Source organism: Oryzicola mucosus, assembly GCF_014534685.1.
Lineage (GTDB): Bacteria > Pseudomonadota > Alphaproteobacteria > Rhizobiales > Rhizobiaceae > Oryzicola > Oryzicola mucosus.
Window position 1 is genome coordinate 445195 of sequence record NZ_JACVVX010000004.1, and the last position, 20697, is coordinate 465891.

General features: G+C 63.4%; 23 protein-coding genes. 7 read left to right on the plus strand and 16 right to left on the minus strand.

Features of this window, described 5'->3' with window-relative positions; genetic code table 11:
- Nucleotides 1-7 precede the first annotated feature (7 nt).
- Entirely contained in the window at nt 8-1105 is a 1098-nt protein-coding gene (gene aroC / locus ICI42_RS15420; protein ID WP_188165457.1) for a chorismate synthase, read from the minus strand.
- A 187-nt stretch (nt 1106-1292) separates the two neighbouring features.
- On the opposite strand from aroC, the gene ICI42_RS15425 reads away from it, so the two are divergent.
- Entirely contained in the window at nt 1293-1541 is a 249-nt protein-coding gene (locus ICI42_RS15425) for a DUF1344 domain-containing protein (protein ID WP_188165458.1), read from the plus strand.
- A gap of 1 nt (nt 1542) precedes the next feature.
- Here ICI42_RS15425 and ICI42_RS15430 read toward each other — a convergent pair whose 3' ends face one another.
- The 4 genes from ICI42_RS15430 to ICI42_RS15445 all read right to left on the minus strand — a co-directional run bounded on the left by ICI42_RS15430 (nt 1543) and on the right by ICI42_RS15445 (nt 4668).
- A complete protein-coding gene (locus ICI42_RS15430) occupies nt 1543-2154 on the minus strand; it encodes a histidine phosphatase family protein (protein WP_188165566.1) in 612 nt (203 codons plus the stop codon).
- Between the two features lie 91 nt (nt 2155-2245).
- Nucleotides 2246-3064, minus strand: a complete 819-nt coding sequence (fabI, locus tag ICI42_RS15435) for an enoyl-ACP reductase FabI (RefSeq protein ID WP_188165459.1) — start codon at nt 3062-3064, stop codon at nt 2246-2248.
- A 114-nt stretch (nt 3065-3178) separates the two neighbouring features.
- Nucleotides 3179-4120, minus strand: a complete 942-nt coding sequence (locus tag ICI42_RS15440; protein WP_188165460.1) for a DnaJ C-terminal domain-containing protein — start codon at nt 4118-4120, stop codon at nt 3179-3181.
- A gap of 83 nt (nt 4121-4203) precedes the next feature.
- The gene (locus ICI42_RS15445; RefSeq protein ID WP_230980376.1) at nt 4204-4668 is read right to left on the minus strand and encodes an RT0821/Lpp0805 family surface protein; all 465 of its coding nucleotides are present in this window, start codon (nt 4666-4668) and stop codon (nt 4204-4206) included.
- A gap of 42 nt (nt 4669-4710) precedes the next feature.
- On the opposite strand from ICI42_RS15445, the gene pdxH reads away from it, so the two are divergent.
- The gene (gene pdxH, locus ICI42_RS15450; RefSeq protein WP_188165461.1) at nt 4711-5328 is read left to right on the plus strand and encodes a pyridoxamine 5'-phosphate oxidase; all 618 of its coding nucleotides are present in this window, start codon (nt 4711-4713) and stop codon (nt 5326-5328) included.
- A gap of 6 nt (nt 5329-5334) precedes the next feature.
- Here the strand turns inward: pdxH and ICI42_RS15455 are convergent, their stop codons facing one another.
- The gene (locus ICI42_RS15455; RefSeq protein WP_188165462.1) at nt 5335-6087 is read right to left on the minus strand and encodes a crotonase/enoyl-CoA hydratase family protein; all 753 of its coding nucleotides are present in this window, start codon (nt 6085-6087) and stop codon (nt 5335-5337) included.
- Between the two features lie 16 nt (nt 6088-6103).
- Nucleotides 6104-7876, minus strand: coding sequence for an acyl-CoA dehydrogenase (locus ICI42_RS15460; protein ID WP_188165463.1), 1773 nt, complete (start codon nt 7874-7876; stop codon nt 6104-6106).
- Between the two features lie 139 nt (nt 7877-8015).
- Between ICI42_RS15460 and ICI42_RS15465 the strand changes: the two genes are divergently transcribed.
- Entirely contained in the window at nt 8016-8264 is a 249-nt protein-coding gene (locus ICI42_RS15465) for a hypothetical protein (protein WP_188165464.1), read from the plus strand.
- A 7-nt stretch (nt 8265-8271) separates the two neighbouring features.
- Here the strand turns inward: ICI42_RS15465 and purD are convergent, their stop codons facing one another.
- A complete protein-coding gene (gene purD, locus ICI42_RS15470; protein ID WP_188165465.1) occupies nt 8272-9543 on the minus strand; it encodes a phosphoribosylamine--glycine ligase in 1272 nt (423 codons plus the stop codon).
- A gap of 137 nt (nt 9544-9680) precedes the next feature.
- Here purD and ubiA point away from each other — a divergent pair, with 137 nt between their 5' ends.
- The gene (gene ubiA, locus ICI42_RS15475) at nt 9681-10664 is read left to right on the plus strand and encodes a 4-hydroxybenzoate octaprenyltransferase (RefSeq protein ID WP_188165466.1); all 984 of its coding nucleotides are present in this window, start codon (nt 9681-9683) and stop codon (nt 10662-10664) included.
- A gap of 73 nt (nt 10665-10737) precedes the next feature.
- On the opposite strand, the gene ICI42_RS15480 is transcribed toward ubiA, so the two are convergent.
- The gene (locus ICI42_RS15480; protein WP_188165467.1) at nt 10738-11304 is read right to left on the minus strand and encodes a DUF6101 family protein; all 567 of its coding nucleotides are present in this window, start codon (nt 11302-11304) and stop codon (nt 10738-10740) included.
- Nucleotides 11305-11577: 273 nt separating this feature from the next.
- Between ICI42_RS15480 and ICI42_RS15485 the strand changes: the two genes are divergently transcribed.
- The gene (locus tag ICI42_RS15485) at nt 11578-11871 is read left to right on the plus strand and encodes a type II toxin-antitoxin system RelE/ParE family toxin (protein ID WP_330999183.1); all 294 of its coding nucleotides are present in this window, start codon (nt 11578-11580) and stop codon (nt 11869-11871) included.
- Nucleotides 11868-12146 carry a helix-turn-helix domain-containing protein gene (locus tag ICI42_RS15490; RefSeq protein ID WP_188165468.1) on the plus strand — a complete coding sequence of 93 codons (279 nt, stop codon included), beginning with the start codon at nt 11868-11870 and terminating at the stop codon, nt 12144-12146. The genes ICI42_RS15485 and ICI42_RS15490 overlap by 4 nt, the downstream gene beginning before the upstream one ends.
- 25 nt (nt 12147-12171) lie before the next feature.
- On the opposite strand, the gene ICI42_RS15495 is transcribed toward ICI42_RS15490, so the two are convergent.
- On the minus strand, nt 12172-13602 hold the full coding sequence (locus tag ICI42_RS15495) for an FAD-binding oxidoreductase (protein WP_188165469.1): 1431 nt from the start codon (nt 13600-13602) through the stop codon (nt 12172-12174).
- A 30-nt stretch (nt 13603-13632) separates the two neighbouring features.
- Nucleotides 13633-14580 carry an L-threonylcarbamoyladenylate synthase gene (locus ICI42_RS15500; RefSeq protein WP_188165470.1) on the minus strand — a complete coding sequence of 316 codons (948 nt, stop codon included), beginning with the start codon at nt 14578-14580 and terminating at the stop codon, nt 13633-13635.
- Between the two features lie 145 nt (nt 14581-14725).
- On the opposite strand from ICI42_RS15500, the gene ICI42_RS15505 reads away from it, so the two are divergent.
- The gene (locus tag ICI42_RS15505; RefSeq protein WP_188165471.1) at nt 14726-15103 is read left to right on the plus strand and encodes a hypothetical protein; all 378 of its coding nucleotides are present in this window, start codon (nt 14726-14728) and stop codon (nt 15101-15103) included.
- Between the two features lie 351 nt (nt 15104-15454).
- On the opposite strand, the gene ICI42_RS15510 is transcribed toward ICI42_RS15505, so the two are convergent.
- From ICI42_RS15510 to ICI42_RS15530, 5 genes are all read right to left on the minus strand, one after another.
- Nucleotides 15455-17887, minus strand: coding sequence for a glycine--tRNA ligase subunit beta (locus ICI42_RS15510; protein ID WP_188165472.1), 2433 nt, complete (start codon nt 17885-17887; stop codon nt 15455-15457).
- A 10-nt stretch (nt 17888-17897) separates the two neighbouring features.
- On the minus strand, nt 17898-18836 hold the full coding sequence (locus ICI42_RS15515) for a glycine--tRNA ligase subunit alpha (RefSeq protein WP_188165569.1): 939 nt from the start codon (nt 18834-18836) through the stop codon (nt 17898-17900).
- A 132-nt stretch (nt 18837-18968) separates the two neighbouring features.
- The gene (gene moaB, locus ICI42_RS15520; RefSeq protein WP_188165473.1) at nt 18969-19514 is read right to left on the minus strand and encodes a molybdenum cofactor biosynthesis protein B; all 546 of its coding nucleotides are present in this window, start codon (nt 19512-19514) and stop codon (nt 18969-18971) included.
- 1 nt (nt 19515) lies between these two features.
- Nucleotides 19516-20394 carry a 4-(cytidine 5'-diphospho)-2-C-methyl-D-erythritol kinase gene (locus ICI42_RS15525; RefSeq protein ID WP_407945168.1) on the minus strand — a complete coding sequence of 293 codons (879 nt, stop codon included), beginning with the start codon at nt 20392-20394 and terminating at the stop codon, nt 19516-19518.
- A gap of 13 nt (nt 20395-20407) precedes the next feature.
- Entirely contained in the window at nt 20408-20593 is a 186-nt protein-coding gene (locus tag ICI42_RS15530; RefSeq protein WP_188165474.1) for an NfeD family protein, read from the minus strand.
- Between the last annotated feature and the right edge of the window lie 104 nt (nt 20594-20697).

Consider the following 20697-nt stretch of genomic DNA (forward strand, 5'->3'; position numbering starts at 1 on the left):
TATTCGCTCATTTCCCCGTCTGTCCGCGATGACGCAAATAATGATCGGCAATCGCACAAGCCACCATCGCCTCGCCGATGGGAACGGCGCGGATGCCCACGCAGGGGTCGTGACGACCCTTGGTCATGACATCGACATCTCTGCCGTCCTTGTCGATCGACCTGCGCGGCGTCAGGATCGAAGAGGTCGGCTTGACGGCAAAGCGCGCCACGACCGGCTGTCCCGTCGAAATCCCGCCAAGAATACCGCCGGCATTGTTCGACAGGAAGACCGGATTGCCATCATTGCCCATGCGCATTTCGTCGGCGTTCTGCTCGCCGGTCATCCCGGCGGCTTCGAAGCCATTGCCGATCTCGACGCCCTTGACGGCGTTGATCGACATCAGGTTCGACGCGAGATCCTGGTCCAGCTTTGCATAGAGCGGCGCACCGAGACCCGCCGGCACCCCATCCGCGACAATCTCGATCAGCGCGCCGACCGAGGAGCCCGACTTGCGGATGCCGTCGAGATAATCGCTGAACACCTCAACCGATTCCGGATCTGGCGTGAAGAACGGATTTTCCGCATCGTCGACAAAATTCCAGTTCCAGTTGGCGCGGTCGATCTTCTTGTCGCCCATGGCGACCAGCGCACCACGCACCACGAGACCGGGCACGACTTTCCGCGCGATTGCGCCGGCGGCCACGCGGGTCGCGGTTTCGCGCGCGGAGGAGCGTCCGCCGCCGCGATAGTCGCGGATGCCGTATTTGACGTCATAGGCGTAGTCGGCATGGCCGGGACGATACTGCCGGGCAATCTCGCCATAATCCTTCGACCGCTGGTCGGTGTTTTCGATCACCATAGAGATCGGCGTTCCGGTGGAGATCATCGTCACGCCGTCTTCGTCGAATACGAAGCCGGACAGCACCTTGACCTCGTCCAGCTCGCGGCGCTGCGTGACGAAACGCGACTTTCCGGGACGACGGCGGTCGAGGTCGGCCTGGATCTCCGCAAGCGTGAAGCGGATGCCGGGCGGGCAGCCATCGACCACGCAGCCTATCGCGGCGCCATGGCTCTCGCCCCAGGTGGTGACACGGAAAAGATGTCCGAAAGTGTTATGCGACATATGCCCGGTCCAGCGCCTTGAATTGCTGCTGCCTTCTATTGGCGTTTTCCGGAATGGTCAAACGGCATGAAACGCAACGTGATAACAGCCTTTTAAGTTTTGACACATTCGGCTGCTTTCTGCTTTGGTCATCCGATTCAAAAAGCCGCAAGGACAGTGCGGCGATTACAAAACAGAGAGGTCGACGATGCGTAGGATTTTTGGCGCGGTCATAGCCATTCTTGCCGTGTCGGGCATTGCGTTCGCCGCCGAAGCCGAAGGCAAGATCAAGTCCATCGACAAGGACAAGATGGTCATCACCCTCAACGATGGCAAAGCCTACAAACTACCCGGAGAGTTCGACGTGGACGGCCTTTCGACCGGCATGGAGATCCTGCTCGCCTACGACACCGTCAATGGCGAGAACATGATCACCGACATGCAGGTTTTCGAATAGCTTAGGCGGTATTGCGGGACGTCGGCTTGAGCCATTCGAGCCGGCCGTTCTCGAAACGCAGGATGGTATCCTGCGGCGTATCCATGGTCGATGCTTCTTCGTCGTCCAACCCCCCGGCAATACGGAAGATCGCACGGATGACGCCGCCATGGGTGACGCAGACCATGTCGGTCCGCACCTCGGCGAGCCAGGGCGCGATGCGCTGCGTCAGCATGCGGTAGCTCTCGGCACCCTCGCCCGGCGGCACGAAACCCCATTTGTCCTTCATCCGGCGCGCATTGGCGCCGGGATCGCCGACTTCGAGTTCGGCCATGGTGTAGCCCTGCCAGTCGCCGAAGCTCAGTTCGCGCAAACGGTCGTCGGTTCGGTAGGCTTTCGGGTCCAGCCCCATCTCCGTGCGCACGATCTCCATCGTCTGGCGCGTGCGGCGCATCGGGCTCGCCACGAAATCGAAGGCCGACGCATCGGGAATCAGGGTGGCGAGGAAGCGGCCATTGGCAGCCGCCTGTTGCTTGCCGACTTCATTGATGTCGACATCCGACTGACCCTGCAACCGCGCTTCCGCGTTCCATGCCGTTTGCCCGTGGCGCACGAAATAGACGAGCGGCATGATCTGCGGTCCTTGAGCTCAGTGTATCTGGGGTTCAGGATATCCGGACCAGTCCGAGCGCTGCGCGCAGCGCCCGGCCAGCAACCAGAGCGGCCTATTCCTTGACGGTCGAGATATCGGGGGCGTCCACCGCCTTCATGCCAACGACATGATAGCCGGAATCGACATGGTGGATTTCACCGGTTACGCCGCGCGACAGATCCGACAGGAAGTAAAGACCGGAATCGCCGACTTCCTCAGGTGTGACCGTACGCTTGAGCGGTGCATTATACTCGTTCCACTTCAGGATATAGCGGAAATCGCCGATGCCGGAAGCAGCCAGCGTCTTGATCGGGCCAGCCGATATGGCGTTGACGCGGATGTTCTTCGAGCCCAAATCGACGGCGAGATAGCGCACGCTCGCCTCGAGCGCGGCCTTGGCAACGCCCATGACGTTGTAGTGCGGCATCACTTTTTCGGCGCCATAATAGGTCAGCGTCAGGAGCGAACCGCCGTCGGGCATCAGCTCTTCCGCGCGCTTGGCGATGGTGGTGAAGGAGAACACCGAGATGTCCATGGTGCGCAGGAAATTGCCGTGGGTGGTGTCAATATAACGGCCGTCCAACTCGTCCTTGTCCGAGAAGGCAATGGCATGAACGACGAAGTCGATCTTGCCCCACTGCTTCTTGATCTCGTCGAACACCGCATCCAGGCTGGCCGGATCGGTCACGTCGCAATGGCCGGCGATATGCGCGCCAAGTTCCTTGGCGAGCGGCTCGACTCGCTTGCGGAAGGCCTCGCCCTGATAGGTCAGCGAGATTTCCGCGCCCTGCTCGGCGCAAGCCTTGGCGATGCCCCAGGCTATCGACCGGTTGTTGGCCACGCCCAGGATAAGCCCACGCTTGCCGGCCATCAGGCCCTGTCCAACTGCCATATCAGCGCTCTCCGAAGTGTCTTTCTGGCTGTGCCTATCGCATAGGCACCGAACAGCTTCAAGCTCTGGATGTGGACCGACCGGCGAAGCGCGCACGCTGTCGCCGGCGCAGCGTCATCCCTTGGCCTTGCGCATCAGCGATTCGAGCTCCGCATCAGGCTCCGGCAGCATGATGCGGACATGCACGAACAGATCGCCATGGCCGCCATGCTTTTCAGGCAATCCCTTGCCCTTCAAACGCAGCACCTTGTCTGAGCTCGACCAGGCCGGCACGTTGACGGCGAGACGGCCGGTCGGCGTCTCCACCGCCACCTTCGCTCCGAGCACCGCATCGCGCAAAGGCACGGGTTGATCGACATGCAGGTCGCGTCCCTCCAGACGGTAGCGCGGATGCGAGCGGATGCGAATCTTCACCAGCGCATCGCCGGTGCCGCCCGGCCCCTGTTCGCCCTGGCCTTTCAGCCGGATGACCTGGCCGTCCTCGACGAAGTCCGGAAGCTTGACCGCTATCTTACGTCCGTCCGGGAACATCGCCGCGACCTTCGCAGCCGTCGCGACCTCCTCGATGCTTACGGCGAGCGCCACCTCGACATCGCCGCCCTTGGGCGGGACGCGCTGGCCGCCGCCCATGCCGGGGCCGCCGCGCTGCTGGCTGCCGAAAGCACCGCCGAAGAGCTGGCTGAAAATATCGTCACCCAGGCCTTCCGCACCTGGCCCGCCTGGCCCCGAAGAGCGGAATTCATATCGTGTGCCGCCCGGCCCGCCCGCCGACTGGCGGCGGAAACCGGCGAAGGGATCGCCACCCGCGGCACCTTCGAAGCCCTGGAATCTCGGCTTGCCGTCAGCATCGATCTCGCCGCGATCGAAGGACGCCCTGGACTTCTCGTCGCCGAGAATTTCATAGGCCTGGTTGGCGGCGGCAAAGCGGTCGTTCGCCGAAGGATCGTCCGGATTCTGGTCCGGGTGATACTTCTTGGCGAGCTTCCGAAACGCAGATTTTATGTCTTTTGCCGAGGCGTCCTTGGCGACGCCCAGCACCTGATAAGGGTCGCGCATGCTGTGTTCCATGAAAGAGATGTCTGTCTGCCCGTATATGCGTGTGGTTAGGAAGAAATTCCAGCCCTAAAGGCAGCTTATCCTCACAGCCCGTTGAATGCCACCATGCGCCAGACGCCAGCGCCCGCGGTACAGACATCACCTTTGTAGAGGCCGACGCCGTCGAAGCTTTCGCGCGAGGCGGTGAAGCTTCGGCAGAGCAGGCCATCCTCCTGCTTTCGCTCGTTCATGGCGGTGATGACGCCGCGCGAGCCGGTCTCGGCATTCGCCCAAGGCACCGGCTTTCCTTTGACCTGGGCAATGTCGGACGAGGAAACAGCGTTGCGGATGGTGGTCTCGTCCGAAAGCCGCTCGGCATCCTTGGCGGACGGCGGCGCCGGCACGTTGCTTGTCAGGATGGTTTCGTCGACCTCGGCTTTTTCCAGGCTGAAACCGCCTCCGCCGCAGGCCGTAAGGGCCACACAGGCCGTTAAAACCGCCGATGACATTGCAAAGCGGCACCAACCGTCGGCAAACCCGGCTGTCAATGCTTGCACTGCGCCTTGCAATAAGCAATCTCCTGACTGGATTTTAAACTTCGGGTAAGAACTATGAGCAGCACCGAGTTAACAAGCCGTGACTTTACCGAGGCTGGAGAACCGTTCCGGCTGTTTGCGGAATGGCTCGGCGACGCCACCAAAAACGAGCTGAACGACCCCAACGCGGTGGCGCTCGCGACCGTCGACACCGACGGCCTGCCGGACGTTCGCATGGTGCTGCTCAAGGGGCTCGACGAGCGGGGCTTCGTCTTCTACACGAATTTCGAGAGCGCCAAGGGTACTGAAATCCTGGCAACGATGAAGGCGGCGATGTGCTTTCACTGGAAGTCGCTGCGACGCCAGGTGCGGGTGCGCGGGCCTGTGGAAATCGTCACCAATGAGGAAGCCGACGTCTATTTCGCATCGCGCCCGCGCGGCAGCCGAATCGGCGCCTGGGCTTCGAAGCAGTCGCGCCCTCTGGAAAGCCGCTTCGCGCTGGAAAAGGCTGTGGCCGAATACACCGCCCGGCACCCCATCGGCGATATCCCCCGTCCGTCCTACTGGTCGGGGTTCCGGATCGTGCCGACGCATGTCGAGTTCTGGCACGACCGGCCCTTCCGCCTGCACGACCGGGTGACATTTACCCGAAATGCAGATGGCGGATGGGACAAGTCCCGGCTCTATCCGTAGAGTGAACTAGGCCTTCTTCCGCGACATGAACGCCGTCAGCGCGGCGAGCGCTTCCTCGGACTTCAGCCGCTCACGGAAAAGGCGACCTTCTTCCCGAATGCGCGCCATTAACGGCTCGCGGTCGCCGCGCATGAGGTCGCGGGCAAGCATCAGCGCTTCCGGCGGCTTGGCGGCAATACCTTCCGCCGCCCGCAACACATGTTCCTCAAGCGCGTCTTCGGAAACCACCTCGTAGATCAGGCCCGCCGCCTTGGCGCGCTCGGCCGAAAAACCCTCACCCAGCCCGAGCAGCGCAAACGCACCTTGAAGCCCCAGCACCTGGGGCGCGAGCAGGCTGGAGCCGGCTTCCGGCACAAGCCCCAGGTCGACGAAAGGCGTGCGGAAGACCGTACGCGCGGTGGCGAATGTCATGTCGCAATGCAGGTTCAGCGTCGTGCCTATGCCGACGGCGATGCCATCGACCCCCGAGACCATCGGCTTGCGCGAGCCGGCAAGCGCCAGGAGAAAATCCCAGACCTCCGTGCCGCCCTCACCGCCGGTGGCAATGGTCATGAAGTCGTTCAGGTCGTTGCCGGCGGAGAACGCCCCCGGCACGCCGAGAAAGACATGCACCCGCACCGCTGGGTCCGCATCACCATTGGCCAACGCTTTCGACATCGCCGCATACATGGCGCGGGTCAGCGCGTTCTTCTTGTCAGCACGATTCATGCGGATGATCTGCACCGCACCCTGCCGCTCGACGACGATGTGTTCGCTCATAAAGACCTCCTCAAAACTAGACGGCCTGCAGGCTCTTAGCCGCTTCGGCCAGGCTTTCCGCGCCCTCTTCGACCCGCGCCTTCATGGCAGCCGCCTCGCTCAGAAGGTTTTCAGCATAGAACCGGCACAGCCCGACACGTCCGGTATCGGCCAGGGCTGCGCGGGCGAGATAGGCGCCGCCGGCCGCAAGCGACAATTGCCGCAGATAAGGCGTGGCGCCCGCAAGCGCATCATCCTGCCGTCCCTGCGCCATCCATGTCTGGAGCAGCCGCGTCGTTTCCGCCACACCGTCCAGCGCATCGCGAAGCTTCTCGGCGGTGCGGCCGAAGCCGGAATTGTCCGCGGCTTCGACGCGGGCAATCACCTCCGACAGTTCTGCGATATAGTCATGGACAGCGTCTCCGCCGCCGAGAGGCAGCTTGCGCGCCACGAGGTCGATGGCCTGGATACCGTTTGTGCCCTCGTAGATCGAGGCGATGCGCGCGTCACGATAATATGCCGCCGCGCCGGTCTCCTCGATGAAGCCCATGCCGCCATGGACCTGAATGCCAATCGAGGCGACCTCTATGCCGATATCGGTGGAGAATGCCTTTGCCAGCGGCGTCAGCAAGCCGGCGCGATGGCTCCAACGCTCGGCTTCCTCGCCTTCGGAGACATGCGCCAGGTCGATCGCATAGGCGCAGGAATAGGCGATGGCGCGCGCAGCCTGGGTCAAGGCCTTCATGGTCAGGAGGTTGCGCTGCACGTCGGGGTGCAGGACGATGGGCGCCATGCCGTCGCCGGTCCAGGCGGAAGCCTTGCCCTGGCGGCGGTCCCTGGCATAGCCGAGCGCCTTCTGATAGGCGGCTTCCGCGACGGCGACACCCTGCATGCCGACGGCCAAGCGTGCATTGTTCATCATGGTGAACATGCAGGCGAGGCCCTTGTTCTCCTCGCCGATGAGATAGCCCACCGCACCCGGCTCGCGGCCCCCGGCAAAACCATCGCCGAAGATCATGGTGCAGGTTGGCGAGGCATGAATGCCCAGCTTGTGCTCCATCGACGCGCAGAACACATCGTTGCGCTCGCCTGGCGCGCCATCCGCATCGAGCAGGAATTTCGGCACCAGGAACAGCGAGATGCCACGCGTCCCGGCGGGTGCATCAGGCAGGCGGGCAAGTACCAGATGGATGATGTTGTCCGTCAGGTCGTGTTCGCCATAGGTGATGAATATCTTCTGGCCGAAGATGCGGTAGGAGCCGTCCGGCGCACGCTCGGCTCGGGCGCGCAGCGCGGCAAGGTCTGAACCCGCCTGTGGCTCCGTCAGGTTCATGGTGCCCATCCACTCGCCGGAGACGAGCTTTTCGAGATAGGCGTCCTTCAGGTCCTGGGAGGCGTGCTTGTCGAGCGCCTCGACCGCGCCCATGGTCAGCGTCGGCCCGAGGCCGAACGCCATGGCCGCACCGTTCCACATGTCGAGCGCAGCGACATTCAGCATGGTCGGCAATCCCTGCCCGCCATATTCGGCAGGTCCCGACAGGCCGTTCCAACCCCCTTCTGTCCATCGCTTGTAGAGGTCCTTCCAGCCGGCTGGCATGGTCACGGCGGCATCCTTGAGTTGCGCACCGACCTCGTCGCCGATCTTCTGCAACGGCGCCACCTGGTCACTCGCAAACTTGCCGGCCTCTTCCAGAATGGCGTCGACCAGGTCTTCGCCGAGATCCCCGAAGACGCCCGCCTCCATCGCCTGGCTGAGCCCCGCCACATGCTTGAGGGCGAAAGCAATCTCTTCGACGGGGGCGCGATACATGATGGTCTCCTCCAAACGGTCGGCGGCCTGCGGAAGACTCCGCACTTAAAAGATGCAACCTTTTACGTTTACGTCAAACTCCCGGCAAGCCTTTGCAGGTCGCCGTTTTGGGTTTACATCCATGAAAAAGGAGAGTGCGATGCTGGCGAGACCCGATCCCTATGCCTGCGTGGAATGCGGCACGCCGTTTCGTTCGGACGGTTTTCACTATCATGAAGGCATCGTCGAGAACGGTCCGGCTTATTGGTCCGACCGTGGCATTCTGTGCTCGCCGCAGTGCTCGCTGGCTCACCACCAGAAACGCAAGGCCGAGGGAACCCTGCGCCAGACGCCTGCACCCGATCCGTTCGACCTGTCTTCGATGACGCAGGATTTCTGGAAGCGTTAGACGACGCCTAGCCTTCCCGCTCCACGGCGCGCCAGCCGATGTCGCGGCGGCAGAAACCCTCCGGCCAATCGATACGATCAAGCGCGGCATAGACCTTCGACCGCGCATCGGAAACCTTGGCCGCCATGCCCGTCACGTTCAGCACGCGGCCGCCATTGGCGACGAGGTTGCCATCCTTAAAGGCCGTTCCGGCGTGGAAAATCTGGATGTCGCCGGCGCCGGCTTCCTCCACGCCCTTGATGACGGATCCTTTTTTCGGCGCGTCCGGATAGCCCTCGGCCGCCAAAACCACCGTCAGCGCCGTATCGTCGCGCCACCGCGTTGAGACGTGGCCAAGCTGGCCGTCCACGGCGGCATTCAACAGCACCAGCAGATCGTCCTTCAGGCGCATCATCAGCACCTGGCATTCAGGGTCGCCGAAACGCACATTGTATTCGATCAGCTTGGGGCCGTTTTCGGTCAGCATCAAGCCGACGAAGAGAATGCCGGTAAACGGCGCGCCCATCTCGGCCATGCCGCGCATGGTCGGCGCGACGATTTCGTCCATCGTGCGGTCGATCATCTCCTGCGTCATCACGGGCGCGGGCGAATAGGCGCCCATGCCACCGGTGTTGGGGCCGGTATCGCCCTCGCCGACGCGCTTATGGTCCTGGGCTGTGCCGAAAGGCAGTGCGGTCGTTCCGTCACAGAGGCAGAAGAAGCTTGCTTCCTCGCCGGTCAGGAATTCCTCGACCACCACCGACGCGCCGGCGCTGCCGAACGCGCCGTCAAAGCAGGCCTCGACCGCATCGAGCGCTTCCTGCAGTTCCATGGCGACCGTCACACCCTTTCCGGCAGCCAGACCGTCGGCCTTGATCACGATCGGCGCGCCCACCTTCTCGACATAGGCGCGGGCGTCCGCAGCATTGTCGAACCGGCCGTAAGCGGCTGTGGGGATGTCATAGCGGGCGCAGAGGTCCTTGGTGAAGCCCTTCGAACCTTCGAGCTGCGCGGCATGGCCGGAAGGTCCGAAAACGCGAATGCCTGCGGCGCGCAGCGCGTCGGCGATTCCGTCGACCAGCGGCCCTTCCGGCCCGACCACGACGAGATCAACTGCCTTTTCCCTGCAGAAGGCGACGACAGCGCCATGGTTCGACACATCGAGCGCCACCAGTTCCGCCTCCCGCGCGATGCCGGGATTGCCCGGTGCGGCATAGAGCTTCGTCAGCAGCGGCGAAGCGGCAAGCTTCCAGGCCAGCGCGTGCTCACGTCCGCCGGAACCGATGAGAAGAACGTTCATGCCTGCAACTCCTTGCTAGAGTATTCCGTCGCCGCCTCCGGTATGGCGCATGACACAAGCGGTCAAGCGCGGAGGTGACGGAATCCGTGGCAAATCATCTTCTTGACGCCTGCCTGCCGCCCTGCCACTCACGAAGTATGGATACGATACAGAGCAAGGGCGCCCAGGGCCGCGTCGCCGACGCACCCAGCGGGCATTGGGTTTATCGCACGCTGCCGCGCTGGGCGTGGCCCTACGCACAGTTGGCCCGTTGGGACCGACCGATCGGCTGGGTGCTGCTGCTCTGGCCGTGCTGGTGGTCGGCAGCACTTGCCGCGAGCGCCTATGCGCGTCCCACCGACAGCCTGGTCTCGCTGTTGCCCTCGCCCTGGTATCTCTTTCTGTTTCTCGTCGGCGCCATAGCCATGCGCGGGGCGGGCTGCACCTACAACGACATCGTCGACGAAGACATCGACGCCAAGGTCGAGCGCACGCGGTCGCGGCCGCTGCCATCCGGACAGGTCAGCAGGAAGCAGGCCTGGGCCTTTCTCGTGGCACAGGCGCTGATCGGCCTGCTGGTGCTGATCCAGTTCAACAGCTTCGCCATTCTGCTCGGCATCTCGTCGCTCGCCGTGGTGGCCGCTTACCCTTTCATGAAGCGAATCACCAACTGGCCGCAACTGGTTCTCGGGCTGGCATTTTCATGGGGCGCGCTGATGGGCTGGGCCGCTGAATTCGGCGACATCGACGGTCCCGCCATCGTGCTCTATATCGGCTCGATCCTCTGGGTGATCGGCTACGATACGATCTACGCCCACCAGGACCGGGAAGACGATGCACTCGTCGGCGTCCATTCCACAGCGCGCCTGTTCGGCGACAACACCAAAAGCTGGCTGCTCGGTCTGTACGGCGGCGCTCTGATGTGTTTCGCCATTGCCTTTGCCGCGGCCGAAGCACCGATGCCGGCCCTTGCCGGCCTGATCGCAGCCGGCGCGCATATGATGCGCCAGATCGCCGTTCTCGATATCGACGATCCCGACCAGTGCCTGAAGCTGTTCAAGTCGAACGGCCAGGTCGGCTGGATGATTTTCCTCGGCCTTCTCGGCGGCGCGGTCTGGGTCGCGGTCAAGCCAATGCTTTGAATCAACGTCCCCAGAGACTGGATCAAAAGGCCGGGCTAAGCGCCCGGCCCTTAACGATTTTCTTAACGAAACGTTAACCTCGGGCAATGATTTCCTCGCCATTGACCACCAGCCGCAGGCCGAGATTGCCGGTCTTGCGGCGGGCGAGGAAACGCGGGCGACGGGTGCGAGAAACCTGCCCTTTGCGGCGTTCGCGCACCGGCGCTGTCTTGATGGCGGCCCCAAGGGACTCTTCCAGGGTCCGCGCGATACCGTCGGCCTCGATCAGCAGCATCGGCAGCCCGTAGGCTTCGGCCCAGGCGCGCCAGTCGGCGGCGATGTCGTCGAGGTCTTCGGCCACCAGCAGCGGCACAGACAGCATGGGATCGTTGTGAAGCAGTTCCAGCGTCACCGTCACCGCACCCGTCTCGTCCTCGAGCGCACGGGCGGCGACGCCACGGAATGCCTTGGCGGGAAGTGCGACCACTGCGGGCAGGCCGCTGAGGGCCAGGATGCGCCGTACGGTTGCGCCGCGCCCGTCGATGGTGAAGGTTACCTCGCCGTGGTCGTCGCGTCCCGAATAGCTGACCACCTGCGGCAAGCGGAGTGGGTCCAGGCGCATGGCGCGGCCTGCCCAGACTGGCTTCAGTCCAGTGTTCATGTTTTGCCTTCCTGTTGCTCCTGAGAGCCGGTTTCCGGTCTCTCCGGGTCGGGTTTTCCCGGCCTCGTTGAGGAAGACATTAGCGAGGGACCTTCGCCGCCCGCTTAAGAAGTTCAGTTAAATTTTCCTGATCTCGCAGATGGTTATCGAAATGCGACCGGCTTGGGCGTTCGCGCAATCTTGCCGCTCGACCGTGCTAAAAGCACATTTGCGCTATTATACCTTATATGCTATATGACTGTCATGCGATGGACTGTCGAGACTCTCGATGTCGTGGATGCGGAAATCGAGGCTTTGCCGCCATCTCTGCAGGCACGTCTGATCCGCTTGATGGAAATGGTGGAGACCGTCGGCCTCGACCAGATGCGTGAGCCGCATGTAAAACACATCGAGAATAAGCTCTGGGAGCTTCGCGCGAAGGCCTCCGAGGGAATCGCACGCGGTCTGTATGTGACGCTCACCGGACGGCGTGTCGTCGTCCTGCATGTGTTCGTTAAGAAATCGCAGAAGACGCCCCGAAGTGCTTTGAACATTGCCCGAGAGCGAATGAAACAGGTGACATCATGACGAAGATTGCCGACCTTAAAAAGCGGCTGATGAACAATCCCGATTTCCAAAAGGAATACGCGAAAGCCGACGCTGAGTTCTCCATCGTCGAGGCGCTGGTGAAAGCCAGAACCGATGCCAAACTCTCCCAAGCAGAGGTGGCACGCCGGATCGGAACGACGCAATCCGCTATTGCGCGCCTGGAGGGCGGCGGTGTCTCGCCGTCCCTTTCGACACTGCGCCGCTATGCCGAAGCCACCGGCACCAAGCTTCATGTCGAGTTGCTTGCGCGATAAGTCCGAATTCAGCGCGCCACTGCGCTCACAACACCTTGCCAGGGTTCATAATGCCGGCCGGGTCGAAGGCGGCCTTGATGCGCCGCATCAGGTCGATGCTCACCGGCGAGGTGGTTTCGACGAGCTCCTTACGCTTCATCGAACCGATGCCGTGCTCGGCCGAGAACGAGCCGTGAAGCTGCCGGACGATGGCGAAGACGGCCTTGTTCATCGCCGAGTACAAAGCGAGGTAGTCCTGTGGCGCCATGCCGACCGGCTGGGAGACATTGTAGTGCAGGTTGCCGTCGCCGAGATGGCCGAAGCAGCAGACGCGAGCGCCGGGGCAGACACGTTCCACCTCCACCGCCGCGAGTCTCAGAAACTCGGGGATCGAGGCGACCGGCACCGAGATGTCGTGCTTGATCGAGGCGCCTTCGGGCTTCTGTGCATCTGAAAAACCCTCGCGCAGCCGCCAGAATTCCTTCGCCTGGGCGATGTTGGCAGAGATTGCCGCGTCCTGGACCAGGCCGGCCTCGAATGCCTCGGTGAGGATCGCCTCAATGGTCTGCCGCGCATCGTCGTCGGAATGGCCCGACGAAATCTCGAGCAGGACATACCACGGCCAGCGTCCCTCCAGCGGATTGCGCGCATCGGGAATATGGCGAAGGCCGAACTCCAACGGCGTGTCGCCGATCAGCTCGAAGCTTGTCAGGCTGCTGCCTGCCGCCTCGCCGGCCCTGTGCAGCAGGTCGAGCGCGACATCCGGCGTCTCGATGGCGATCCAGGCCGATTCCCGGCCCTTGGGCTTGGGGTAGAGCTTCAGCACGGCGGCGGTTATAACACCCAATGTGCCTTCGGCGCCGACGAACAGGTTCTTGAGATCGTAGCCGGTGTTGTCCTTCTTCAGCTTGCGCAGATCGTCGAACACCTCACCCGTCGGCAGCACGACCTCGACGCCAAGGCACAGATCGCGCGCGCTGCCATAGACCAGCGCGCCGACGCCGCCGGCATTGGACGACAGATTGCCGCCGATCTGGCAGGAGCCTTGCGACGCCAGGGACAGCGGGAACAGCCGGTCGATACCGTCGGCGGCGGCGTGCAGGTTTTCGAGGATGACGCCGGCTTCGACGGTGACCGTATTCGACAGCGGGTCGAGCTCGCGGATGCGGTTGAGCCGCGACAGCGACAGGATCACCTGCCGGCCCGATGTGTCCGGCACCTGCCCGCCGACGAGGCCGGTGTTGCCGCTCTGCGGCACGATCGCCGTACCGGTCTCGGTGGCCAGCTTCATGATGCGGCTGACCTCTTCGACGTTGCCCGGACGCAGCACCAGCGCGGCCTTGCCCCCGAACAGGCCGCGCCGTTCAGCTTCGTATGGCGCGATATCGTCTTGATCTTGCAGCGCATAAGCATCGCCGACGATCTCGGCGAACCGGTCGATGAGGACGGGAGGCAGATGGTCTGGGAGGTCCGTCATGTCTGTCATACCTTATGCAATGCTCCTTGTTCAGCGAGGCGCGGCGGCGCGGGCGAGCCTGTCGTTGATCGCTTCGCCCAGACCGTGGAACGGCACCGGTTCGACCGCGATGGTGGCAGCTCCAACCGCATCGAGCTGCCTGAGGTGTGAAAACAGATTGGCAGCGGCCTCGCGCAGATCGCCTGTCGGCGACAGGTTGAGCACAGCACGCGCCCCGCCGCGCGCCCGGCTCGGTCCGAAGGCCAGCAGCGCCTCGCCGGGCTCGACGGCATCGACGTTGAGCCGCATGGCGGCAGCGGGCGCGTAATGCGACGTCATCATGCCGGGCGCCTCGATCCTGCCGCCGCTGCCGCGCTCGACCGGCGCCCCGGCCACGGCCTCGATATCTTCAGCCGCCACGCCGCCGGGACGCAGGAGACGAACGCGGCCGTTCTCGACCTTGACGATGGTCGACTCCACGCCGACCGGGGTCTGGCCGCCATCGACCACCAGCGGGATTTTCGCGCCGAGATCGCGGTTCACCGCGTCCGCGCTGGTGCCGCTGATTTTGCCGGAGGAATTTGCGCTGGGAGCTGCAATGGGATGGCCAAGCGCTGCGATCAGCGTCGAGGCGAAACCCTTCGGCATTCGCAGTGCGATGGTGTCGAGCCCCGCCGTCACCAGCGGATGGATGCCGGAGCCAACGCGCAGCGGCACGACGATGGTTAGCGGGCCGGGCCAGAATGCCTCGGCCAGTTTTCGCGAAAGCAGGTCGAAATCGCCGATCCGCTCGGCCATCGCCCAATCCGAGACATGGGCGATGAGTGGATTGAAACGCGGCCGGCCCTTGGCCTCAAAAATGCGCGCCACGCCGGTGCCCGAAGTGGCGTCGCCCGCCAGCCCGTAGACCGTCTCGGTGGGCAGCGCGATCACCTCGCCGCCGCGCAAAAGCTCCAGCGCGCGCTCCAGGGCGCTGTCGATAGGGATCAGTTCGGCCACTGCGAATTCCTCTCGCGCAAACGCGTATCGCGCGTTGGTGGGAACTGCAAGAGTGCGCTGCCTACGGCCCCTCATATCCGGCGCTTGACGCTGAAGCCGGCACCGCGCAGGATTGCCGACATGGAGATTTTAGGGTGGGGAAATCATGAGAACGACCTGTGCAGTCGCAGTTCTGACGCTGTTGCTCGGAGTGAATGGAGCACGCGCCGACGAATTTCTGGGCAGCTATGTCGCCCGGATCTCGGCCAAGGATCACGTCGCCAGCGACGGCTATCCGCTGGACAGCGCGGCCCAGATGGTGCGGCAGGATCGCGCCAACTGGCACCGCTTCGGACGCGGCGACCGCGAGGACCAGGACGATCCGTGGTTCGGCTCGGCCAATGCGCGGACGCGGTTCGAACGGCTGCTGCAGCAGCCCGGCGCGATGAGCGCGGCGACGAAGCGCGCGATCACGCGCGGACAGCCGGTGGTCGAGGTTCGTGTCTATCGCCAGAGCGTCGAGGTCGATGTGATCGGCAATTGAGGGCAGAGGGGGTTGGCTGAAAGAGGTGCCACTATCGGCGAACGGTCTGGCGGTGTGACGTTGCCTTTGTCACATTGATGTCTGATGCTTTGTCTGCATCGTCAGGGCCATCCTCCAAGTCACGGAATGGATTCCCGGGTTTCCGCCTTCGCTGCGCTCGGCTTCACCCGTGAATGACGAAGGCGTAGGAGCGCTATGTCAATCACCAACGTTGGAGTTTTGCGGGGACCTCCTTACCTTCGTCATTCACGGGCAAGCGAGGCGAAGCCGAGTGCGACCCGAGAATCCATTCCGCGAGTTATGAGATACGCAACGAATGCAGAACGAAGTGCGGATCATCTCGACCGGTCCTCACCCAGCAATCTTGGAGAAGTCGGCGACCTTGCCGGTGGCGGAGCGGATGCGGGCAAGCAGCGCCAACCGGTTGGCGCGGACGGCCTGATCTTCATCGTTCACGAGAACGTCCTCGAAGAATGAATCAACGGGTTCACGCAGTGCGCTAAGCGCGCGCATGGCGCCGGAAAAGTCTTCCTTTCGAATCGCTTGCACGACGTCGTTCTCGGCCCGATTCATCGCTTCATACAAGGTCTTTTCGGCTTCCGCCTTGAACAGCGCGGGATCGACGGCGTCGGAAACGACCGTGCCCTTCTTTTCCTCGGCGGCCAGGATGTTGGCAGCGCGCTTGGCGCCGGCCAGCAGATTCTTGCCCTCGTCGGTGTTGATGAAGACGATCAGCGCCTCGACCCGGCGCGCGACCAGAAGCAGGTTGTCGGCGTCAGGCGTCAGCACCGCATCGATGGCATCGTGGCGCGCACCCTCGTCGCGGAGATAGACTTTCAGGCGGTCGTGGAAGAAGGAAAGGAGACTAGAAGCTATTTGACTTAGTTCGGTCGTAGCCCGAGAATTTTCCTCATCAGTTTCATTGTTCCGATGACTCTGTAGCTCGACAGTCAGTTGTCGTGCCTGCGATTTCAAACCTGACTGTTCTAGACCGAAGATTGCTGCATCTTGTCGCTCTTCAACAACAAAGTCGTCTCGAAGCTCGAATTCTACCAAAGCGAGAAAAACTGCATCTGTTAGGGCAATCCGTACATCATTTTCCAACAACAGCCGGATCACACCCAGCGCGGCGCGGCGCAGCGCATAAGGGTCCTTGCTGCCGGTGGGCTTTTCGTCGATGGCCCAGAAGCCGACCAGCGTGTCGAGCTTGTCGGCCAGCGCAACCGCTATCGAGACCGGATCGCGCGGCACGCGGTCGGAAGGCCCCTGCGGCTTGTAGTGATTTTCGATCGCCGCCGCGACCTGTTCGTCCTCGCCCTGCAGCAGGGCGTATTTTCGGCCCATGGCGCCTTGCAGTTCGGGGAACTCGCCGACCACCTCGGTCTGCAAATCCGCCTTGGCAAGGACTGCCGCGCGGTCGGCCAGGTCGGGATCGGCGCCGACGATGGGCGCCAGTTCGCGCGCCAGCCGACGGATGCGCTCGACGCGCTCGCCCTGCGTGCCCAGCTTGGCATGGAAGGTGACGTTGAGATGATCGAGCCGGGCCATGCGCTGGTCGAGCGGCTTGGCCATGTCGAGCCCGAATTTCTCAGCCGATGCCGTCAGCGTGGCAAGGTCCGGCAGGTCGCTTTGGTCGGTCTTCCAGAAATACAGCGCGTCGGACAGCCGCGCGCGTACCACCTTGCCATTGCCATAGGCGATTTCCTTGCCGTCGTCCTTGGCCTGGATATTCGCGGTCAGGATGAAGCGGTTGGCGAGTCTTGTTACCCCCTCACCCGGCTCGGCTTTCGCCTCGCCACCCTCTCCCCGTAGGGTAGAGGGGGACGCCGCCATTGATGCCGATCCCTTCTCCCCAGCGGGGAGAAGGTGGCCCGAAGGGCCGGATAAGGGGGCAATGCCGACAGGGCGTGTGACAAAACACTTCTGGTTGGCGCGGATGGTCAGCCGAATGACCTCGGCGGGTATCTGCAGAAAGTCTTCCTCGAATTCGCCTATCAAGACGACCGGCCACTCGACCAGTCCCGATACCTCTTCAAGCAAGCCCTCGTCCTCGACCAGTTCGAGGCCGTTGGCGAAGGCGAGGTTCTTGGCGTCGTCGAGGATCATGCGCTTGCGGCGCTCGGCATCGACCACCACCTTGGCTGCCTCAAGCTTCGCGGCGTAGTCGTCGAAGCGGCGCACGGTGATCGCGTCCGGCGAATGGAAACGGTGGCCGTAGGTGGTGTTGCCCGAGCGGATGCCGTCGACCTCGAAGTCGATGACAACGGGTTCGGAGGTTTCCGGCCCGAAGGTGCAGACGATGGACTGCAGCGGCCGCACCCAGCGCAGGCTGCCCGGCTTTGCCGAAGCCTTGCCCCAGCGCATGGATTTCGGCCATGGGAAGGTGCGGATGATCTCCGGCATCAGCGTGGCGACGATCTCTTCCGCAGCGCGGCCCGGCTTGGAGATATGCGCGACGTAGAAATCGCCCTTCTTCGGATCGGAGTGGATATGGGCCTGTTCGACCGACTCCAGCCCAGCCTTGCGCAGAAAACCCTGGATGGCTTGGTCGGGCGCCTTGGTTGACGGGCCTTTGATGTCCTCGTGGGTATCTTTGGACCGCGCGGTCAGCCCGCGGATATCGAGCGCGAGCCGGCGCGGCGTCCAATACTCCTGGCAACCCTCATAGGTCAGGCCGGCTTCGACAAGGCCGTCAGTCAGCATCTTGCGCAGGTCGCCCGCGGCCTTGCGCTGCATGCGCGCGGGGATTTCCTCGGAGCGGAGTTCGAGAAGAAGATCGGGCATGGGTGGCTCCTTACGCGACCGTCAGAGGGAGGGAAGAGGGCGTGAAGCCGCCGGCTTCCGTCTGCAGGAACGCCTCGCCGCAGGCCTTGGCCAGATTGCGCACGCGCAGAATATAGCTTTGCCGTTCGGTCACCGAGATAACGCCGCGCGCATCAAGCAGGTTGAAGACGTGGGACGCCTTGATGCACTGGTCGTAGGCGGGGAACACCATGCGGTGCGGCTGGCCTTCGGGGCGGTCGGCGCCCGCCTTCAGAAGCGCCTGGCATTCTGCCTCGGCGTCGATGAAGTGCTGGTGCAGGATGGCGGTGTTGGCGTACTCGAAATTGTGCCGGGAATATTCCTGCTCGGCCTGCAGGAAAACCTCGCCATAGCTGACCTTCTCGTCGCCTTCGAGCCCGTTGAAGTTGAGGTCGTAGACATTGTCGACGCCCTGCACATACATGGCGAGCCGTTCGAGGCCATAGGTGAGTTCGCCGGCGACAGGCGCGCATTCGATGCCGCAGACCTGCTGGAAATAGGTGAACTGGGAGACTTCCATGCCGTCGCACCAGCATTCCCAGCCCAGCCCCCAGGCGCCAAGCGTGGGGCTTTCCCAATCGTCCTCGACGAATCGGATGTCGTGCAGCAGCGGGTCGATGCCAATCGCCGCCAGCGAGCCGAGATAGAGCTCCTGCAGATTGGACGGGTTCGGCTTCAAGATCACCTGATACTGGTAGTAGTGCTGCAGCCGGTTCGGGTTCTCGCCATAGCGGCCGTCCTTGGGGCGGCGCGAGGGCTGCACATAGGCGGCGTTCCAGCGGCGCGGACCGAGCGCGCGCAGCGTGGTGGCGGGGTGGAAGGTGCCGGCGCCGACCTCCATGTCGTAGGGCTGCAGGATGACACAACCGCGTTCGGCCCAGTAATTGTGCAGGGTCAGGATCAGCCCCTGGAACGAGCGGCTGGGGTGCATGTGGGCGGGCAGAGGTTCGGTCACGGGCGGGCTCAACGGTTTGCGCCCCGAGGGGGCCAAAGGAGCGCCCGTCCTAGTACCGCGAACCGTGCAGCGTCAAGCGTTCGCCTTTGAAGGCAGCGCGCCGCTTACCTATTTGCCGCCGCCGCGCCGGAGATGCTCGTCGAGCCGGGGCATGATCTCGACGAAGTTGCACGGCATATGGCGGTAATCGAGTTGCGGCTCGAGAATGCCGTCCCAGGCATCGCGGCAGGCGCCGGGCGAGCCTGGCAGCACGAAGACGAAGGTGGCGTTGACGACGCCGCCGGTGGCGCGGGACTGCACGGTGGAGGTGCCGATCTTGTCGTAGGAGATGCGGTGGAACACCTCCGAGAAGCCGTCCATGCGCTTTTCGAAGATCGGCTCCAGCGCCTCGGGCGTGACATCGCGGCCGGTAAAACCGGTGCCGCCGGTGGTGATGACGACGTCGATGTCGTCCTGCCGGCTCCAGGACAGCACGCGATCGCGGATCAGGTCCTTGTCGTCGGTGACGATGTCGCGCGCCGCCAGCACATGGCCAGCCTCGGCGATGCGGTCAGCAAGCGTCTGGCCGGACTTGTCGTCGGCAAGCGTCCGGGTATCGGACACGGTGAGCACCGCGATGCGAACGGGGATGAAGGAGCGGTCGGTGCCGGCCATGTCAGTCGCGGTCCTTGTGAAGGGTTTGGGTCGCGGCGACGAACCAGTAAGGCCAGGCTTCGGCAATGCCGGCGGCGGCGGCCTCGGCTGCGGCAGCGTCGGTAAAAAGACCGAAACAGGTGGCGCCGGAGCCGGACATACGAGCGAAACCCGCGCCATGGTCCTTCAGCGCGTCGAGCGTTTCGCCGATCTCGGCGGCGACGGAACGCGCGGGCTGTTCGAGGTCGTTGCGGGTCCGGTGCAGCCAGTCCTGCAACGCATCGGCAGTGTCGAATGGCGGCAGCGGCGGGTTGTCCCGCTGCGTCAAGGCGCGGAACACGTCGGGCGTACCGACGGCGACGCCGGGATTGACCAGCACGATATGAAGCGGGGGAAATGCATCGAGCATCTGCGTATGCTCGCCGATGCCGGCGGCGATGAGCGGGCGGGCGGCGACGCACATCGGAAGGTCGGCACCCAATGGCAGGCCGAGCGCCTGCAGCCGCGCTTCGCCGGCACCGAGATTCCAGAAACGGTCGAGTGCGCGCAAAGTGGCAGCGGCGTCGCTGGAGCCGCCGCCGATGCCGGAGGCGGCTGGCAAATGCTTCTCCAGTTCGATGGCGACGGGGCCGGCGGATTGCTCGGGGAAAGCCGCGCGCAGGGCATCGCGAGCGCGCAGCACGAGATTGCCGTCGTCGAGCGGGACATGGGCGGCGAAATGGCCGCGCACGACAAAACTGTCTTCCTCGGCGGGAGAGACGACGATGCGGTCGCCGAAGGCGGTGAAGACGACCAGGCTCTCGAGCAAATGGTAGCCGTCGTCGCGACGGCCGACGACATGAAGGGCGAGATTGATCTTCGCCGGCGCGTGCTCGGCGACCGAAAAACGCTGCAGGGTCACGCCGGTTACGCGATCAGTCCTTGGACAGGCGGTATTCGCCGGTCTTGGGATCCTTGATCAGCGTGCCGCTGGCACCCGTGGCGCGCTGCTGCTCGGTACGACGAACCTTCGCCGTCACGCGCTCCGCTTCTTTGACGAAGGAGCGGTAGCCCATATAGGCAACAGCGCCCACAACAGCGAAGAAAATAAGCTGCGGCATCGTCATTCCCTCTTCATCTCCGTTTCAGCACCATCCACACCGAAACAGGCAGACCGATCTGGCTGCGCAATGCTCACGAGCAGGGCTGGATGCCGCACGACACG

Coding starts and splice junctions, on each gene's coding strand:
- aroC (WP_188165457.1), bottom strand. CDS start 1,105: ATGTCGCATAACACTTTCGGACATCTTTTCCGTGTCACCACCTGGGGC.
- ICI42_RS15425 (WP_188165458.1), top strand. CDS start 1,293: ATGCGTAGGATTTTTGGCGCGGTCATAGCCATTCTTGCCGTGTCGGGC.
- fabI (WP_188165459.1), bottom strand. CDS start 3,064: ATGGCAGTTGGACAGGGCCTGATGGCCGGCAAGCGTGGGCTTATCCTG.
- ICI42_RS15440 (WP_188165460.1), bottom strand. CDS start 4,120: ATGCGCGACCCTTATCAGGTGCTGGGCGTCGCCAAGGACGCCTCGGCA.
- pdxH (WP_188165461.1), top strand. CDS start 4,711: ATGAGCAGCACCGAGTTAACAAGCCGTGACTTTACCGAGGCTGGAGAA.
- ICI42_RS15455 (WP_188165462.1), bottom strand. CDS start 6,087: ATGAGCGAACACATCGTCGTCGAGCGGCAGGGTGCGGTGCAGATCATC.
- ICI42_RS15460 (WP_188165463.1), bottom strand. CDS start 7,876: ATGTATCGCGCCCCCGTCGAAGAGATTGCTTTCGCCCTCAAGCATGTG.
- ICI42_RS15465 (WP_188165464.1), top strand. CDS start 8,016: ATGCTGGCGAGACCCGATCCCTATGCCTGCGTGGAATGCGGCACGCCG.
- purD (WP_188165465.1), bottom strand. CDS start 9,543: ATGAACGTTCTTCTCATCGGTTCCGGCGGACGTGAGCACGCGCTGGCC.
- ubiA (WP_188165466.1), top strand. CDS start 9,681: ATGGATACGATACAGAGCAAGGGCGCCCAGGGCCGCGTCGCCGACGCA.
- ICI42_RS15480 (WP_188165467.1), bottom strand. CDS start 11,304: ATGAACACTGGACTGAAGCCAGTCTGGGCAGGCCGCGCCATGCGCCTG.
- ICI42_RS15490 (WP_188165468.1), top strand. CDS start 11,868: ATGACGAAGATTGCCGACCTTAAAAAGCGGCTGATGAACAATCCCGAT.
- ICI42_RS15495 (WP_188165469.1), bottom strand. CDS start 13,602: ATGACGGACCTCCCAGACCATCTGCCTCCCGTCCTCATCGACCGGTTC.
- ICI42_RS15505 (WP_188165471.1), top strand. CDS start 14,726: ATGAGAACGACCTGTGCAGTCGCAGTTCTGACGCTGTTGCTCGGAGTG.
- ICI42_RS15510 (WP_188165472.1), bottom strand. CDS start 17,887: ATGCCCGATCTTCTTCTCGAACTCCGCTCCGAGGAAATCCCCGCGCGC.
- ICI42_RS15515 (WP_188165569.1), bottom strand. CDS start 18,836: ATGCACCCCAGCCGCTCGTTCCAGGGGCTGATCCTGACCCTGCACAAT.
- moaB (WP_188165473.1), bottom strand. CDS start 19,514: ATGGCCGGCACCGACCGCTCCTTCATCCCCGTTCGCATCGCGGTGCTC.
- ICI42_RS15530 (WP_188165474.1), bottom strand. CDS start 20,593: ATGCCGCAGCTTATTTTCTTCGCTGTTGTGGGCGCTGTTGCCTATATG.